Annotated in this window: 16 protein-coding genes, 1 pseudogene and 1 riboswitch; of the genes and pseudogenes, 4 read left to right on the top strand and 13 right to left on the bottom strand. The window is 34.9% G+C overall.

What is annotated here, in order from left to right:
• Window positions 1–38: 38 nt before the first annotated feature.
• Window positions 39–584 carry a transcriptional regulator gene (locus tag M1D73_RS16890; RefSeq protein WP_001060889.1) on the top strand — a complete coding sequence of 182 codons (546 nt, stop codon included), beginning with the start codon at window positions 39–41 and terminating at the stop codon, window positions 582–584.
• Window positions 585–834: 250 nt separating this feature from the next.
• Here the strand turns inward: M1D73_RS16890 and M1D73_RS16895 are convergent.
• Window positions 835–1,316: pseudogene (locus M1D73_RS16895) on the bottom strand (hypothetical protein).
• A 348-nt stretch (window positions 1,317–1,664) separates the two neighbouring features.
• Here M1D73_RS16895 and M1D73_RS16900 point away from each other — a divergent pair.
• On the top strand, window positions 1,665–3,011 hold the full coding sequence (locus tag M1D73_RS16900) for a short-chain fatty acid transporter (protein WP_000490030.1): 1,347 nt from the start codon (window positions 1,665–1,667) through the stop codon (window positions 3,009–3,011).
• 40 nt (window positions 3,012–3,051) lie between these two features.
• Here M1D73_RS16900 and M1D73_RS16905 read toward each other — a convergent pair whose 3' ends face one another.
• From M1D73_RS16905 to M1D73_RS16920, 4 genes are all read right to left on the bottom strand, one after another.
• On the bottom strand, window positions 3,052–3,405 hold the full coding sequence (locus M1D73_RS16905) for a hypothetical protein (RefSeq protein ID WP_001006479.1): 354 nt from the start codon (window positions 3,403–3,405) through the stop codon (window positions 3,052–3,054).
• Entirely contained in the window at window positions 3,402–3,977 is a 576-nt protein-coding gene (locus M1D73_RS16910) for an NAD(P)H-dependent oxidoreductase (protein WP_001101572.1), read from the bottom strand. Before M1D73_RS16910 ends, M1D73_RS16905 begins: the two co-directional genes overlap by 4 nt.
• Before the next feature lie 23 nt (window positions 3,978–4,000).
• Window positions 4,001–4,390: an SWIM zinc finger family protein gene (locus tag M1D73_RS16915; protein ID WP_000271531.1), complete on the bottom strand. Its 390-nt coding sequence runs from the start codon at window positions 4,388–4,390 to the stop codon at window positions 4,001–4,003.
• Between the two features lie 261 nt (window positions 4,391–4,651).
• Window positions 4,652–4,909 carry a hypothetical protein gene (locus M1D73_RS16920; protein ID WP_000171476.1) on the bottom strand — a complete coding sequence of 86 codons (258 nt, stop codon included), beginning with the start codon at window positions 4,907–4,909 and terminating at the stop codon, window positions 4,652–4,654.
• A 100-nt stretch (window positions 4,910–5,009) separates the two neighbouring features.
• Window positions 5,010–5,108: riboswitch (SAM riboswitch) on the bottom strand.
• A gap of 131 nt (window positions 5,109–5,239) precedes the next feature.
• Here M1D73_RS16920 and M1D73_RS16925 point away from each other — a divergent pair.
• Window positions 5,240–5,431, top strand: coding sequence for a hypothetical protein (locus tag M1D73_RS16925; RefSeq protein WP_000554032.1), 192 nt, complete (start codon window positions 5,240–5,242; stop codon window positions 5,429–5,431).
• Window positions 5,432–5,461: 30 nt separating this feature from the next.
• On the opposite strand, the gene M1D73_RS16930 is transcribed toward M1D73_RS16925, so the two are convergent.
• The 7 genes from M1D73_RS16930 to rraA all read right to left on the bottom strand — a co-directional run bounded on the left by M1D73_RS16930 (window position 5,462) and on the right by rraA (window position 13,127).
• On the bottom strand, window positions 5,462–6,184 hold the full coding sequence (locus M1D73_RS16930; protein ID WP_481157926.1) for a YwiC-like family protein: 723 nt from the start codon (window positions 6,182–6,184) through the stop codon (window positions 5,462–5,464).
• Window positions 6,185–6,366: 182 nt separating this feature from the next.
• Entirely contained in the window at window positions 6,367–7,068 is a 702-nt protein-coding gene (locus tag M1D73_RS16935) for an ECF transporter S component (RefSeq protein ID WP_000044904.1), read from the bottom strand.
• A complete protein-coding gene (locus M1D73_RS16940; protein ID WP_121868251.1) occupies window positions 7,041–8,702 on the bottom strand; it encodes an ABC transporter ATP-binding protein in 1,662 nt (553 codons plus the stop codon). The genes M1D73_RS16935 and M1D73_RS16940 overlap by 28 nt, the downstream gene beginning before the upstream one ends.
• A complete protein-coding gene (locus M1D73_RS16945) occupies window positions 8,675–9,553 on the bottom strand; it encodes an energy-coupling factor transporter transmembrane component T (protein ID WP_078386288.1) in 879 nt (292 codons plus the stop codon). The genes M1D73_RS16940 and M1D73_RS16945 overlap by 28 nt, the downstream gene beginning before the upstream one ends.
• A gap of 22 nt (window positions 9,554–9,575) precedes the next feature.
• Complete coding sequence (locus M1D73_RS16950) at window positions 9,576–10,412, bottom strand: DUF4430 domain-containing protein (RefSeq protein WP_121868250.1); 837 nt, start codon at window positions 10,410–10,412, stop codon at window positions 9,576–9,578.
• Window positions 10,413–10,469: 57 nt separating this feature from the next.
• Window positions 10,470–12,308 carry a DUF4430 domain-containing protein gene (locus M1D73_RS16955; protein ID WP_121868249.1) on the bottom strand — a complete coding sequence of 613 codons (1,839 nt, stop codon included), beginning with the start codon at window positions 12,306–12,308 and terminating at the stop codon, window positions 10,470–10,472.
• A gap of 339 nt (window positions 12,309–12,647) precedes the next feature.
• Window positions 12,648–13,127 carry a ribonuclease E activity regulator RraA gene (gene rraA, locus M1D73_RS16960; protein WP_000266037.1) on the bottom strand — a complete coding sequence of 160 codons (480 nt, stop codon included), beginning with the start codon at window positions 13,125–13,127 and terminating at the stop codon, window positions 12,648–12,650.
• Window positions 13,128–13,327: 200 nt separating this feature from the next.
• Here rraA and M1D73_RS16965 point away from each other — a divergent pair, with 200 nt between their 5' ends.
• Window positions 13,328–14,758 (top strand): YfcC family protein, encoded by a 1,431-nt coding sequence (locus M1D73_RS16965; protein ID WP_025686826.1) that lies wholly within the window; start codon window positions 13,328–13,330, stop codon window positions 14,756–14,758.
• 157 nt (window positions 14,759–14,915) lie between these two features.
• Here the strand turns inward: M1D73_RS16965 and M1D73_RS16970 are convergent, their stop codons facing one another.
• Entirely contained in the window at window positions 14,916–15,743 is an 828-nt protein-coding gene (locus M1D73_RS16970; RefSeq protein ID WP_121868248.1) for an endonuclease I family protein, read from the bottom strand.
• Window positions 15,744–16,143: the final 400 nt, after the last annotated feature.

Below are 16,143 nucleotides of genomic sequence, written 5' to 3' on the forward strand. Positions count from 1 at the left end.
TAATGAGAATAAAAATACATAATAAATAAGGTGAGCGAATGAATAATAAAGTTGAAATTTTAATGCATCCGGTAAGAATGAAAATTTGCCAAGTGTTAATGAGAAATAAGGAAGATGGGCTAACACCATTAGAAATGGTAAAAATCATTAAAAATGTACCACAAGCCACACTATATAGACAGCTACAAACTATGGTTGATTCTGGTATCGTCCATGTAATTAAAGAAAAAAAGGTGAAATCTGTTTCTGAAAAATATTACGCAATCAATGAAGAAGATGCAAAAATTGAAGGAAGTGAATGGAAAGGATTATCTGATGATGAAAAGTTAAACTACATTTCCTATTATCAGTTATCACTTATGACACAATATCAAAGTTACCTTAAGAAATTAGAGGAACAAAACAGTCAAGAAGATACTGCTACTTTTTCTGTAGTAGAATTAAAGCTAGATGAAGAACACTTTGGAAAATTTCAAAACGAACTTAACGAATTAATGATTAAATACTACAATAGCCAAAGTAAAGGCGACGAAATAGAGACTCCGGTTCGGACTGTCGCTATTACAATTATTCCAGAAACTTAAATTTACTCGATATAAAAATGCAAATCAATAATTTGAACTAAATCCTGAAAACAGGATACCTCTCAAAACACCTAAACCATCTGCTTCCTATATTCTCTTTAGGGGCTAGGTGGTTTAATTTTTCTTGAATTCACACACAAATGTAGTAATGAATGTATTACTTTTGTTATCTTTTATAAGTAAAAAGCTTCATCTTTTTAATGAAGCTTTCTATCACTTTATTAAAAAGATAATAAATTAATCGTTTCCTTTAAAACACTTCCCTTACAAAGATTGTCTGTTCATATTGGTCGAAAATTTCTTCTATAGATGAAAATAAAGTTTCTTCCGGTATGATGAACTTTATTTTTTGATCATTTTTTAACATAAAGGAAATTGTTCCATTATCATTAAAACCTGTATGAAACGTTCATCGTTTATTAATAGTACCTCTTCAATTATATTTATTTCAATTGAAAAGTTATTCTTTAATTGCAAGAGTTCATGTACATCGCCAGTATGTATTTTTGCATCTATTTCAGTTTCTAAGTTTAATTGTTTTTTCTCAATTTTTTTGAACCAAAACAAAAACAATAGCTCTGAAATACCAGGTAATTGTTTTTTATAAGCATGTCGGCTATGAAACTGTCCGCCAATCTTTATAAAATATATACAGTCACCTGTAATAAAAACTTTATAATATATATCTGCCGTAAACATTTTAGGCTTTAAAAGATAAAAACTTTTGATCATAATTCCCCCATCAATTTTAAATGTATTTGTATAAACATTTTTAGCTAGATTTGTGCTAAAACATATTTCTCATGTAATGCAACACTATTGTATTTAATCTCCTCTCCCTTTGCAACAGTTGCTTTGAAGCCAGCTAGTAACCTTTCTCTATACTATCCCTATAAGTGCTACCCCATTTCCAACCGTTTTTCTTCTAGTATATTAAAAGCAGAATTTGATACGAGGCTCTATATCAATCTATCAATAAATTACCACTCTGTAAATATCTGAATTTTCTTTATATTGAAGGTTATCTCCTAAACAACCTCGAATAATTGTAATACATATACATAAGGAGGTTGATCTATTTTGTTTCGTTCCTTTACAAATGGTTGCGTCGCCTTAGTGCAACGCTTCTTGCCAGAACCGTTTATTTTATCATGTTTACTAACTGTTTTCGTTATCTTCTTTGGTATGTTTGCGACTCACCAAACACCTGTAGAAATGATTAATCACTGGGGTAATGGAATTTGGGGACTCCTCGCCTTTTCTATGCAAATGGCACTTGTACTCGTGACTGGATCTGCTTTAGCAAATGCTCCTCTTATTAAAAAAGGATTAACGAAAGCTGCCAGACTACCAAAAACAACTGGACAAGGCATTATTGCCATTTCAATTGTAAGTTTACTCGGTGCATACATAAACTGGGGCTTTGGAATTGTTGTATCTGTTTTATACGCAAAAGAAGTGGCAAGGCAGCTGGACGGATTAGATTATAGACTAGCAATCGCCTCTTCTTACTCTGGATTTCTCATTTGGCATGCCGGTCTTTCTGCCTCTATTCCTCTTACGTTAGCAACAGGCGGTGAAACGTTAATTAAAACGACTGCTGGAAGTATTAAAGAGGCGATTCCAATAACAGAAACGTTATTCTCACCATACGCTCTCGTTCCAGTTATTATTTTTCTCATTACGATGCCTCTCATTAATAAAGCGATGCATCCAGATGAAAAACATACGATTACAGTAGATCCTAGCGTGTTCCATGAAGAAGCTGCTGCTCAAGAAGTAGAAAAAAATACGTTCGCTGAAAAGATGGAAAATAGCATTATTATTACACTTTGCGTTGGATTGTTAGGTCTCATTTATATTTTCAATTACTTTTATACGAAAGGTTTTAACCTTACTCTCGATATCGTGATTTTTATGTTATTAATTGCAGGTCTTATTTTCCACCGTACTCCGATTCAGTATATTCGTGCTTTTTCAGACTCTACGAAAAGTGCTTCTGGCATTTTACTTCAATTTCCGTTTTACGCAGGAATTATGGGCATGATGATTGGAGCAAATAGTGAAGGACTTTCACTTGGAGGAGCTATTTCTAATTTCTTTATTAGCATTTCAAATGAAACGACTTTTCCGCTCTTTACATTTTTAAGTGCTGGCATTGTTAACATTTTCGTTCCATCTGGCGGCGGTCAATGGGCTGTGCAAGCACCAATTATGATTCCAGCTGGCGCTGAACTTGGTGTACCTGCTGCAAAAACAGCAATGGCAATTGCATGGGGCGATGCTTGGACGAATTTAATTCAACCTTTCTGGGCATTACCAGCATTAGCGATAGCTGGTTTAGGTGCTCGTGACATTATGGGATTTTGTGTTGTGAACTTACTATATGCGGGTTTTATCATTAGTCTATGTTTCTTATTTATTTAAACAAAAAGCTAGTTTTATACTAGCTTTTTTACATAATAAATCACTTATTTCCCACGCAATTTATAATCTTCTCCCACTCTGATTCCGTAAGATGTAATGACTCAAATGCAAAAAAATCTTCGCAAATTTTTCCGATCAGGTGTGGATGTTCCCTCAAAAAATTCCACTGTAACGCTTTAGGAAGAAAATATGTTTCATATTCTTTACTTCCCCTTACTACCTGATCAACTTCTCTTTCACAAATTCCTCTTATTAAATAATCATTTCTTAACTCTATTTGAATTTGCTGAAATGTTTCGCTGCATTTTTTCAATTGAAGTAAACACGTAACATACTTCCGAAAAAGTTCGCCATCATACTGAACACAGTTTATAATACGATCGACTTCATTCATAATGCACGAGCCTTTTCTTCTATTTGTAATAACCATTTCTCACGCTTTGATACTTTACTCGTTTTCACAGATTGAAACACTGACCGTTTTATATCGCGAATGCCACAAAAACGTAAAATACCTCTCTTCATCATAATCCAATCTGCTGATCGATATAACAATGCGACGTACCATAGAGGCGAGTCTAACGTATTAATAACCCATGCTTTTTTCCCTTGCAATAATCCTTTCGGCAGAGCCCCTTCATATTTATAAGCAAATCCAGCTACGAAAATACGATCGATAAATCCTTTTAAAATTGCTGGCATCCCCCACCACCATATTGGATAGATGAATAGAAGTGTATCTGCTTCTTCTACTAACGTTCTATACCGAGCTGTTTCCTCTTCATTTACTAAATCGCGTCTTTTCTTCTCTTCATTAAATACGAGGACTGGATCAAATTGTTCTTTGTATAAATCAAGTACGGTAACTGAATGATTTGTTTCCTGTAGTCCTTTTTGCACATGATTGAAAATCGCCGCGTTAAAACTTGAAGGGTTAGGATGAGCATATATAATTAGTACGTTCACTACAAAACAACTCCCTCTATACGTTAAAGTTTCTCCTTCTTTAATAACTTCTCTACAATTTGTACGTTTTTCGAACTTTGCAACAATCGATTTAATAATATAAGTAACTCTTCTTTTTCTAAATCTTTCAGTTTCTCTTTAACTGCACTCTCACCAGCACCTTGCATATCATAAACAACTGCCACCATATGTTTACAATAATTTTCATAGGGACACTCACAGTTACTTTCTGAAAAATCTTCGAGATCGATAACTACTTCATAATTCCCTGCATTTCCAGTAACGAAAGCAAACACTTTTTTATCTTGTATTTCAACATCTTCTACATGCCCATCTTCATAATATTCATATCCCTTATCTACAATGTACTTTGGGATCCATTTCGTTATATCTTTTAATAAGTAAGCGTACATAATTGTACCCCTTCCTTTAATTCCCTTTTGACTTCAAAAATCCTGCATGTTATTCTAATTACTGTTAAGTAGCAAGTCTACGTGACAAAACGACTGACACCTATTCGGCGAAGGTGTCTCTTTTCATTTGCAGCCGATATGAATTGCCTCTTTCAGGCACATTCAATTTTTGACACTACACACTCAACACCATTCCCTGTATCAGGCTGCTTTAGCAGTCTTTTACTCTACATACTCCGTTATTTTAAGAAAAAAGAGAGCTTAGCTCCCTTTTCTCGCCTTATACAATACCCCTTTTTCAGCATAGAGATATTCATCAGCTAATGTAATTTTCCCATCCAGTTTTAGTTCGTCTAATAATCTTGATAAATAAAATTGATGCAACATCTTTTTCGTGAATTTTCCTTCATGATGCGAAACGATATGTTCTTGAATATCTAACAATGATATCGGCTTATCTTGCTCTATCATATATTCATAAACTGTACTACGCAGTTTTACGTATTTTTCGAGTGTCACAGTAATGCGCAACCCCTTTCTTCTTAATATAAATTTTCGTAATCGGTTTTTTTGCAATAAAAAAACCTCTCCGATAAGAAGAAGTTACGTATATATCTTCGTCTTATCTCCCAGAACAAATATGTTCTGCTGGAATTAGCACCTGCATCGCGGTTGCTGGGTTTCATCGGGCCAGTCCCTCCACCTCTCTGGATAAGAAAATATTCACTTAATTCTTACTATACGTAATTCCACTTCAATTGTCAAACAAATATAATAAATATAACAAATTATATTTTCTTCCTTACTGTTCATACTACCCATATACGAACATGCAAGGAGGATTATGAAATGCATCAAAATGCTCGCGGATATGTACAAGATTCTTTTCAATCATTACAAGAAGCTAAAAATTGTTTAGAAGAAGCGCTCGAAACAGTTGAAAAAGATTTTAATCGCGCTCGTATTGAACAATCACTTTATGCTGTTGAACAAGCTATTCAACGTTGCGAGTACACCGTTCACATTTTAGAAAAAGATTAAAAACTTCCCATCAATTGATGGGAAGTTTTTTCAAATGGCATACTTCATAATTATTGCCGTTATGATTAAAAAATATACAGAATTAGCAATTTCTAAAATTCCTACTTTCATAATAGAAATTTTTTTGCCATACAACACAATTGCTCGAATGACACTTGGTATAAAAATAAGAGAACACCACGGATTAATCACAAATATGATTATCGTTAATACGATATGATATCCCCAAGATACAAGACGATACTTCGGGTTATTTTTTTCACGAATCATCGTTTTCACATAGAACGTACTACCTAAAAAGTATAAAAATGAAATAAGCGCAATGAATAATGCTGTATGATCGATTTGCTTCATTGAAAAGTAATAACTAATTAACCCACCGATACAAAACACAATAATCGCACAAATATCATTTAATAGTGCTCTTTCATTTTTTTGACGAGCGTAATACATATTCACTATAAATAATGGAATCATTACTATTACGAATAAAAGAATTCGCCACTCATATAATAAAGAAATCATCCCAAATAGGAACGCAATAATAAAATAAATAATGGCAACTTGTAAAAACTCTTTTTTTCGTCTTTGCTTTATGTACGTAAGAAATGGGTACGTAGCTAAATAGATAAAGAACCACGCTAAAAACAATGGAATATGATAAATAGTAGGTTTCCCAAGTATGACACTTAATAAAAAAGGAATAACAAGCATGGCCCATGCACCATGTTGTTTCGGAATAACTAACTTCATTAACTATACACCTCCCTTTTGAAAAAAGTTCTCACCTACAATTATACAAATAATTTTATATAATAGCGGATGCATATTGAATCGATTTTTTGACAAAAAAATGCTCCTTACATTATGTAAGAAGCATGAAAGAGGCAAACGAATATGTAAGTCGCGACCCTACCTTATATGAGTATGCTTTTCTATGTCACGTTATGCTCATCTAATATACCGTATTTCTTTTTAAATCTTGTAAGAATCGTAATCCATGAAGTACTAAATAGTAATAAGAAAATAACATTCGAAATCGCATGGCTCAAATCAAAGTAAAAACTTGCGATATAATACGAAATGACAGTTTCCCATGTTGCTTCTCGTATAAAACCGAGAAGGCCCCAGAAATTCATAATCCAGCCAAATAAAAAGCCAACAATTACTCCGTAAAGAAGTCTTCCCCATAGCTTTTTCATAAAAAATGTATTACGAAGTAAACCTGCTATAAAACCAATCATGCCCCACGAAAACATTTGCCACGGTGTCCATGGACCTTGTCCTAAAAAAATATTAGATACGATTGCTGCTGTAGCACCAATCATAAAACCAGTTTCACTTCCAAATACAATTGCAGAAACGATAATGACAAAAGAAGTTGGTTGTACACTTGGTAAAATAGAAAATGGCACCCGGCTTACTGCTGCAATTGCCGCTAATACAGCAACGAGAACAATTTCACGTGAAACAAACGCCTTTCTTTCAAAACGGATATAGAAAGGTAACATAATAACCGCTAATAGAAACAAACTACTTAACATGTAATAACCGTCCATAACAAGTGTCGTAAAGAGTAATGTGCCGATTATTACTGCAAAGATACATATTATGAATGCAACATATCGTTTGGACAAGCTTCGTACACATCCTCCCACGTTAATGCATATGGCAATTCTTTTCGAATGAATCGATTAATAGATGTTGTATAAAAGAAGTTGCCGCTAAAAAATTCTTTCGGTGCATCATTCATAATGACTGTTCCATCAAATAACATCATACATTGATCCACGTATTTCGCTGCAAACTCAATATCATGCGTTGCCATTACAATTGTTGTACCTTCTTTTTGCAGCTTCCTAAATAGTTCTCCTACTCTTTCTTTCTTCCATGGATCCAATCCCTTTGTCGGTTCATCAAGTAATAATATCGTTGGCTTTGATAATAACGTCGTACATAACGCAAGTAATTGTTGCTCTCCTCCGCTACAATCATGCGGATGGCGTTCTTTAAGCGAGTACAACCAAAACTGTTTTAGCGTATCTTCTGCTATTTCTTTTCCTTGTTCTCCATATAATTCACGTGCACGTTCATAAACCTCGTCCCATACTGTATCAAATGTAAAATGGTAATACGGATGCTGCGATACATACCCAATACTTTTAAACCGTTCTTTCGAATCGATTTTATGTACCACTTTTCCGTTCCACTTTACTTTTCCTCTTCTCGCTTTTTGTAATCCTGCTAAAATCGTTAACAGTGTAGACTTACCTGTACCGTTCTTCCCAACGAGCGCTACCCATTTTCCTTTTTCAATCGAAACTGATAAATCACGTAAAATAAGCGGACTATTTTTTTCATATTGGAACGAAATATGCTCTGCGCTTAAAATTACCTCTTGCTTTTCACTTTGTGCTATTGGGTCATTTACATATGATATCGCTGCAAAATCATTCATTTTCATTTGCGCCTCTCGCACTGTAAACGGAATATCTCTCACATTCCACTCTAAAAATAGCCTTGGAATTTGCGGAATAAATGGACGGAATGTTTCTACTCCCCACATATCCGTAATAACAATTTTAGGACTACCATCATACATAATACGGCCATTATCCATACAAACAACGCGTGTTGCAAGCGGGATAACTTCATCTAAACGATGTTCACTTAAAATAATCGTAATTCCAAGTTCTTCATTAATCCGTTTTAATAATCCTAAAAACTCTTTTGCAGCGATTGGATCTAACTGCGCTGTCGGTTCATCTAATAATAGCAATTTCGGCTGCATAACTAATACCGCAGCTAAATTGACAAGCTGCTTCTGCCCACCAGATAACGTATGAACAGATTGATGCAATAAATCTTGAAATCCTAAAAAGCTAATAAGCTCTGCTATTCTTTTTTGAATAATATGTGATGGTAATCCGATATTTTCTAAAGAAAATGCTAATTCTTGAATCACTGTATCCATAACAATCTGGTTTTCTGGGTTTTGAAATACCATCCCAATTTCTTGGGCAGATAACAAATCAGCTACTTCCTCTATTAAAACACCCTCATAAAATATCTCTCCAGAACGCGTACCAATTGGAAGTAACTCCTTTTTAAAATGTTTTAATAACGTCGTCTTCCCAGATCCCGATCCTCCAGCAAGTGCAATAAACTCACCTTTTTGAACAGAAAGAGAAATATGCTGTAACGCTTTTTTATTTTCATCAGCATATACAAATGATAAATTGTTTATTTCTGCATGCGCCACCATATCCATTCCCTTCCTTCCATCATAATTGGTAAACTAATAAACAGTGTAAATAATACAAACATCATTCCATCGTATTGCTGGAATAAAATAGATTCGACTTTCGGATAAATAATCAATTTCCCTCCGCCATAATTACTACATACAATAGCAGCTATAAATAAAATGATTAAATAACTGAGCGTATACCAATCACGCCTTTCCATTCTATAGCGAATATACGTCGTACGCTTCGTTACACCAAATCCACGAGCTTGCATAGAATCTGCCGTCTGCAGTGCATCTTCTAATGAACAAATTAATAATACTTGCAGCAATTGCATACCATTTTTGACGCGTTCTATTATCGAACCTGAATCTACCTGCACACCTTTCGTTTTTTGGACGAGTGTGATTTTCTTTAATCGCCTTATAAACAAAGGAATAAATCTCACTGTAATCATCGTTAACAATGCAACTTTCGGTGAAATTCTTGAAAACAAATATAAAAATTTATGACTGGAAATAATATCATTGTATGACGCAAACGTAAACATAACTGCAACTAGTAATAACCCCATTACTATTCCAAACATAATCGCCTCAAGCTTAATACGGCTATCACCTAACCAAAATAACGTAGTTCGACCTCTATGCGTTAATAACGAATTAAATAAAATCACCATAAAAAAGAAAACAATTGTGCTCGGTAACATCTTTCTTATCTTTTCGCTATTTCCTTGCATCACATTTAACATAATAATTAATACTATTGCTCCAATTAAAAAAAGAGGATGAAGACACATCGTACATAGTATCATCACCCCGATATAATAGAAAAAATTCACAAAAGGATGTAAAGAAGAAAAACTTATTTTCATAGCCCTTTACCGAATGCCTTTCTTATTGTAATACGTATACCCACTCAATTGTATCGCCTGGTTTTACCGTAGCTACACCAGCACTATGGTTTGGAAAAGCACCGTTCACACGATATTTCCATCCACTAGTATCCGCAATATCTTTTTCATATAAATCATTAATACCTTTCACATAAATACTATCTCTAGATCCGCTTGCATCAACATCTAATCCTGTACGTTGTAATACTTTATACACAGTATCGCCATCTTGTACATCCATCTTTTTCGCACCCATTATATATCCGTTATTTCCTTTTACCGAGATTGTTACTTGTTTTGCTTTAGGTACTGGTGGTACTGGTGGTGGCACTGGGTTTGGTGGTGGTACCGGTGTTGGTGGAGCTGGTACACTATTGTTCTCTTCTGGCTTTTTCTTTTGCTCCTGCTTCGGTGTTTCTTTCGGCTGATTCACAACCTTTGCTTCTTCTTTTACTTCTGGTGCTTTCGGTTGTTGTTTCTCTTCTTGTGCTTGTTGCTGCTCTGGTTGCTTATTTACAGCCGGCTGTTCTTTCGGTTGTTCCTGTTGTTTCTCTTCTTTCTTTACCTCTGGTTGTGCCTGCGGCTTTTCCTCTTTCGCCTTCTCTTCTACTTTTTGTTCTTGTTTCTCTTTCTGCTCTTCTTGCTGCTTTTGCTCTGATTCAGCTTGCTTTTCTTCTGTTTTTTCTTCCGGCTTCGCTTCATCTTTTTGTACTTCTTGTTTCGCTACCTCTTCTTGCTTCGGTTCTACCTTCTTCTCAGGCTTTACAGCTGCCTCTTCACATCCGGCAAGTAGCCCGAGCGAAAGCAGTAAAGAAATGAACCATTTCATCTTACTCATCCTATCTCTCACCTTTCATACGAAAATTAGGAGCAAATAATTGCTCCTAATTTTTTGTTAAGCTGCTTTACGTCTCCATAATACATATGCAGAAGCAATACATAATACGCCCATACCTACTTCTGTTGCTGCACTATGAGAAGATGCTCCTGTTTTTGGTAGACTGTTACCGTTTCCGATTTTTTTATTCTTAACCGGTTCGTTATCTACAACTACTTTTAGATTTTCATCTTTTGTTTCTTGTTGTACTTGTTTTTGTTCTTTCGGTTCTTCAGTAACTTCTTTTTCTACTACATTATTTTCTGGTTCAACGACCTTTTCTGGCTCTTCAATCGGTTTTGGCTTAATTACATTACCAGCGTCTACATTAGACCAATCATAAATAGATTTTCCCATTTCCTTAAATTGAAGTAATGCTAAAAGAGCCTGTTCTGTAGCCATTCCGTTACCATTTTGATCACTTGGTAACCATTTAAATTCACCATTTGAAAGTTGATATGATAATAGGTTTTGCATTGCCTTATGAAGACGATTTTGATCTACATCTTTAACAAGCGATAATCCAATAATTGCTTGCGCAGTACTATTTGAATTTTCTTGTCCATCAGCTGAAAAACCACCATTTTGCAGCTGTTCATTATATAAATATGCAACAGCTTTTTGTATAGCTGGTTTCACATCTGATCGCTCTTGATAAGGAGCTAATGCTGATAAAACCATACCTGTTACATCAACGCTACTAGCACTATCTTTACTACCTGAACTATTATAAGTCCATCCACCGTCTGTATGCTGATTATTTAACAGTGCTTCCACTAGAGCAACTCTGTTCCATTTTGATTCAACTGGAATCTCATACTTCTTCGTATCAAATGCAAGTAAAGCAAATGCATAACCTGTAACAGAATTCACTTTATCTGACTCATACAATTTTTGAACTAAATTATGTCCACCTACATTTTTAGGGTCTGCACTCATTGCATTCATCATAATAATTGTTCTAGCTAAATCTGTCGCTGAAAAACGATTAATGCGCTTTTCTACTTTTTCAGTTACTGACTTAACATAATTTAATTTCGCCTCAATTGGCACATTCTTTCCAGAACGAGAAAGCGCTACAGCTACCCAGTCACTTTCAATTCCATCTTGTAACATCTTATCTGATGTTTTAGAAATGGCTTCGTTTAATTGTGCACTTGGATTTTGAATGTTCTCTTGCTTTGGTTGTTCTGGTTTTTCATCATTTGTTTTTGTACCATCTGGTTTTTCTTGTTTTGAACCATCCGTCTTTGGTTCTTCTGGTTTTTCTTGTTTTGGATCATTCGTCTTTGGTTCTTCTGGTTTTTCTTGTTTTGGATCATCCGTCTTCGGTTCTTCTGGTTTTTCTTGTTTTGGATCATCCGTCTTTGGTTCTTCTGGTTTGCCACCGTTAGGTTCTTCTGTTTTACACGTCCCGAACTTATCTAACGTTTCTTTCAATGTTTCCTGGCTTATATTGCTCCAATCTGAAACAAAGCGAAAGACAACAACATCTCCAGATTTTAATTTATAACTATCTGCTCCGACTTCTGCAGACTTATCATTTACATCATATAGCCAAGCACTTGTAGCCCCGGCCATTAAACCATCGATTCCTTTTACATATGTTCCAAACGACATCGTTTCAGATTCTACTTTGTCCCCCATGACCTTTTGCAGCAAACTTAAAGCTGTTTCCCCATCTTTAATTTGCTCTTCTTTCGGACATAACATAATGCCCTTTTGTGATTCCCCAATAATTGCAAGTTTTGCTGTATTTCCTTCAGCAAATGTAATATGTACTGTATTCGCAAAAGAAACAAATACAAGTGTCACTGCCATTAACGACGTAAGCAGCCACTTTTTCAACATTGCCATCCCAAAATTTCCTCCCTTACTACCATTTACACAAAAAAAGGCCCTTCAAGGGCGTGCGATTGACACTCTCTTTTTGTAAGTGTCGAACAAAAATGTACAACACCTCCTACCCGCATTATTCGCGGCTATATTTGTATAGGAAAAATAATTTTGTTTATGAACGTATCATTGTGATAACATTCACTTTTCTTGGCACAACTTACTTCCATTTAAGTTATCGTAAAACGATAAACCTATACATTCTGTAAATTTTAAATTTCTGTATTATTTTACTATTGACAAAGAATTTTGTCCATGCTTTATCGGATTTATTTTCTAAGAATAATAACTTATTAACTCTTAACGATGTAAACTCTTTTCACTAATAATGACGCCATCTTCATCCGCATAGACATATTCATTTGGATTCCAATCCACTTGTCCAAAGTGCAATGAAATATTTCGTTCTCCTTTTCCTTCTTTCACACTTCTATTTGGCATCGTTCCTAACGCTAAAATACCAATATTAATATTCTTTAGTTCACTAGAATCACGAACATACCCATTCACAATAATTCCTGCTAGCTTTCTTTCTTCCGCAATAGCTGCCAAATTATCACCAAGTAACGCACAATTCGTAGACGCTCCGCCATCAACAACTAATACTGTTCCTTCTGGTAATGTTTGCAATCCTTCCTTCACTAGTACATTATCATCTTTCACTTTTACAGTTGCAATTTTCCCGTGGAATTGTTCTTTCTTCCCAAAAGACCGAAAAGACTGGCGACATATTTGTAATTCCTTTTCAAATTCATCACATAGATCAGTAGTTTTCCACATCTTGTTCCCTCTTTTCCTGTTTCTTTCTACATAACATATTCTTGGCTTATTATCGTTTCCCTGTCTAATATTGCAATAATTTGTACGTGCGGGAAAAGGATACAAAAACTATTGCCTTAAGAAGCTACCTTTATTATAATCTATTTCACAGATTAAATTCAGAATATTAAAAATTAACCAAGTGAAGAAGGAGGGATTTTATGCAAATACAAACTGAGGCAAAAAAACAACCTAGTAAACAAAAGTTTAAAATGCCTGATGCGTACGTACTACTATTTTTTATTGCCTTACTTTGCGCCATTGCTACGTACTTCGTTCCTGCTGGAGAATTTAAAAGGGTTACAAACGGGACCGTTACAACGACAATACCAGGTAGCTACCATTCTGTTCCGCAATCACCTGTAGGATTTGTTTCTTTTTTTACCGCTATTGAAAAAGGAATGACACTTGCTGCTCCTATTATCTTTCTAATTTTATTTACAGGTGGAGCTATTGCAATTCTTGAAAAAACAGGTGCTCTTGACGGTTTAATCTATCATGTTATTAACAAATTTCGTAATCAGCAATTACTTTTCATTTGTATAGTTGCTGCGCTTTTTTCTATTCTTGGAACGACTGGTATTATCGTTAACTCAGTTATCGGTTTTATCCCCATCGGCATCATTGTTGCACGCACGTTAAAATGGGACGCTATCGTCGGTGTAGCAATTATTTATTTAGGCACTTATGCTGGTTTTAATGCTACTATTTTATCTCCCTCACCTTTAGGCATTTCACAAAAGATCGCAGAACTTCCGATGTTTTCCGGGATTGGTTTACGCACCGCAATCTATATATCTTTTTTACTTGCCACTATCCTTTATATAAATTGGTACGTAAAACGCTTGAAAAAATCAAATAAAGGAAGCATCCTTGGCGACAACTGGTTTCCCAGTAACGCTCTTTCAAGCGAAAAAGAAACAGAGAAAAAAGAAGTCCCTTGGACGATACGTCATAAATTAATTTTACTCGTTTCAGCTTTATCATTAATTGCATTTTTAATAGGCGCTTTTCGTCTACATTGGACGGACGCAGAAATGACCGCTACTTTTATTTTCATAGCAATTACAGCAGGAATAATAGGTGGCATGAAAGCAAACGATATCGCATCCACTTTTCTAACTGGCTGCCAAAATCTTATCTACGGTGCTTTAATCGTCGGAATGGCTCGCTGTATTTCAGTCATTTTAGAACAAGGCAAATTACTTGATACTATCGTTAACCAGCTCGCACAGTCTCTTGAAGGACAAAGCCCTGTATTTGGCGTTATCGGTATGTACGTAAGTAGTGCTGCATTACATTTCCTTATTTCATCCGGGACAGGAGAATCGGTTATTTTTATTCCGATATTAGCTCCATTAGCTGATTTCATGCACATTACACGCCAAGTTACAGTACAGGCTGTTATGCTCGGAGAAGGTGTAGTAAACTGCTTAAATCCAACTTCCGGTGTTTTAATGGGCGTTCTCGCAGCAAGCGGGATTTCTTATGGAAAATGGATTCGTTTCATGGCTCCACTTGCACTCATTTGGTTTATCATTGGACTTGTTTTTCTTATTGTTGGGGTGAATATTGAGTGGGGACCTTACTAAATACTTAACTAGATAAATAAGTACTATCGTTCCATATAAATATCTATTCTATTTCCCTCACTAGTCCTATAAAAATCATTTATTCTAGTAAAAATATAAGAAGGGATTGATCATAATGATCAATCCCTTTTATCAAAATATAATACCTTTAAAAATCTTAGTTCCAGATTTTATTTACCCATTCTGGATGATCAATAAAAGGGTTGCGGTTATGTTGATATTTTGTAAAAATCACTTCATTACGCTTTCGCTCTAAATCATCGACCGGGTCTTGTTCATTCCATTTTAATAAGACAGATTGTTTCCCCATGTATGGATCTTTATTGTTATTCACTTTTTCATTTAGTTCTAAATCTATTTCGCCGTTGTCTCCCTCGTAACGAACAGCCATATAAAACAGCATTCTAGCAATATCTCCTTTTACACTATCACGAGGTTCCCAAGAATCACTATCATATTTACATTCTGTCGCTTCAGAATGATTTACACCACCGTTATCAAAATCTAGATTTCCACGTGAACTATTTACAGATACATCCGTCGCTCTTAAATGATGTAGATCTGTTCCAGGTCCTGCAGTCGTTCCAAAGTCACCGTGAGATTTTGCCCAAACATGCTCTCGGTTCCAGTTATTTACTCCTGATCCATTCGTAAGTTTCCCTTGCGAACGACCAGTATATAAGAGTATCACATTATTTTTATTATTCGGATCTTCATCAGTATCTCTTAACGCGTCCCAAACCGCACTGTATGATAACTTTGTATGATTATCAATAATATTATGCAATTCCTTCTTTAATTCTAACCCCGTTTTTCCTATTGCGTTATTATAATATGTATCGTCATAATTTTTTACAATAATCTCCTGTGCTGATGCAGGAACCACTTCACCATGTATAGTATCTGTGAATGATAGAGATGCAGAACCTAAAATAAAAAATGAAGATAGTGTAACCATAGCAATCTTTGTATTTCGAAACTTCATATACCCATTCCCCTTTAAAATATAATTTAAAGCTATTAACTAAAAAGTGCTTTCTAACCCCCGAAACCTTTTAGAAACCCATACCCCTTTTCTGTTTATTTAATACAAGACTCTATCCAGTCTGTATCACTTCTAAACTTTTTGTTTATTCACATTCCAAACAATTTCACTTTTTACAAGGAATATCCTTTTCTTATAAAGATTATTAACATATTCTTTACAACTAAAAAGTAGTTTAATATTAACTTATAAATTTAAATTTATTTATGCAATAATGCATATTTGATAAATACTTTAAAAAACAGTTTGAATAAAATGCATTCAAAGAAAACCGTGCCACAAAACAGATACGGTCTAAGACAGAAATAATAAAAATTAAGATGATAGCTCGACTTTTCCC

The organism is Bacillus sp. PK3-067, assembly GCF_056738645.1.

Bases quoted from the DNA above. Each gene is read 5' to 3' on its own strand.
- M1D73_RS16890 (WP_001060889.1), top strand. From the start codon at position 39: ATGAATAATAAAGTTGAAATTTTAATGCATCCGGTAAGAATGAAAATT.
- M1D73_RS16905 (WP_001006479.1), bottom strand. From the start codon at position 3,405: ATGAATGAAGTCGATCGTATTATAAACTGTGTTCAGTATGATGGCGAA.
- M1D73_RS16915 (WP_000271531.1), bottom strand. From the start codon at position 4,390: ATGTACGCTTACTTATTAAAAGATATAACGAAATGGATCCCAAAGTAC.
- M1D73_RS16925 (WP_000554032.1), top strand. From the start codon at position 5,240: ATGCATCAAAATGCTCGCGGATATGTACAAGATTCTTTTCAATCATTA.
- M1D73_RS16930 (WP_481157926.1), bottom strand. From the start codon at position 6,184: ATGAAGTTAGTTATTCCGAAACAACATGGTGCATGGGCCATGCTTGTT.
- M1D73_RS16940 (WP_121868251.1), bottom strand. From the start codon at position 8,702: ATGGATATGGTGGCGCATGCAGAAATAAACAATTTATCATTTGTATAT.
- M1D73_RS16945 (WP_078386288.1), bottom strand. From the start codon at position 9,553: ATGAAAATAAGTTTTTCTTCTTTACATCCTTTTGTGAATTTTTTCTAT.
- M1D73_RS16950 (WP_121868250.1), bottom strand. From the start codon at position 10,412: ATGAGTAAGATGAAATGGTTCATTTCTTTACTGCTTTCGCTCGGGCTA.
- M1D73_RS16955 (WP_121868249.1), bottom strand. From the start codon at position 12,308: ATGGCAATGTTGAAAAAGTGGCTGCTTACGTCGTTAATGGCAGTGACA.
- rraA (WP_000266037.1), bottom strand. From the start codon at position 13,127: ATGTGGAAAACTACTGATCTATGTGATGAATTTGAAAAGGAATTACAA.
- M1D73_RS16965 (WP_025686826.1), top strand. From the start codon at position 13,328: ATGCAAATACAAACTGAGGCAAAAAAACAACCTAGTAAACAAAAGTTT.
- M1D73_RS16970 (WP_121868248.1), bottom strand. From the start codon at position 15,743: ATGAAGTTTCGAAATACAAAGATTGCTATGGTTACACTATCTTCATTT.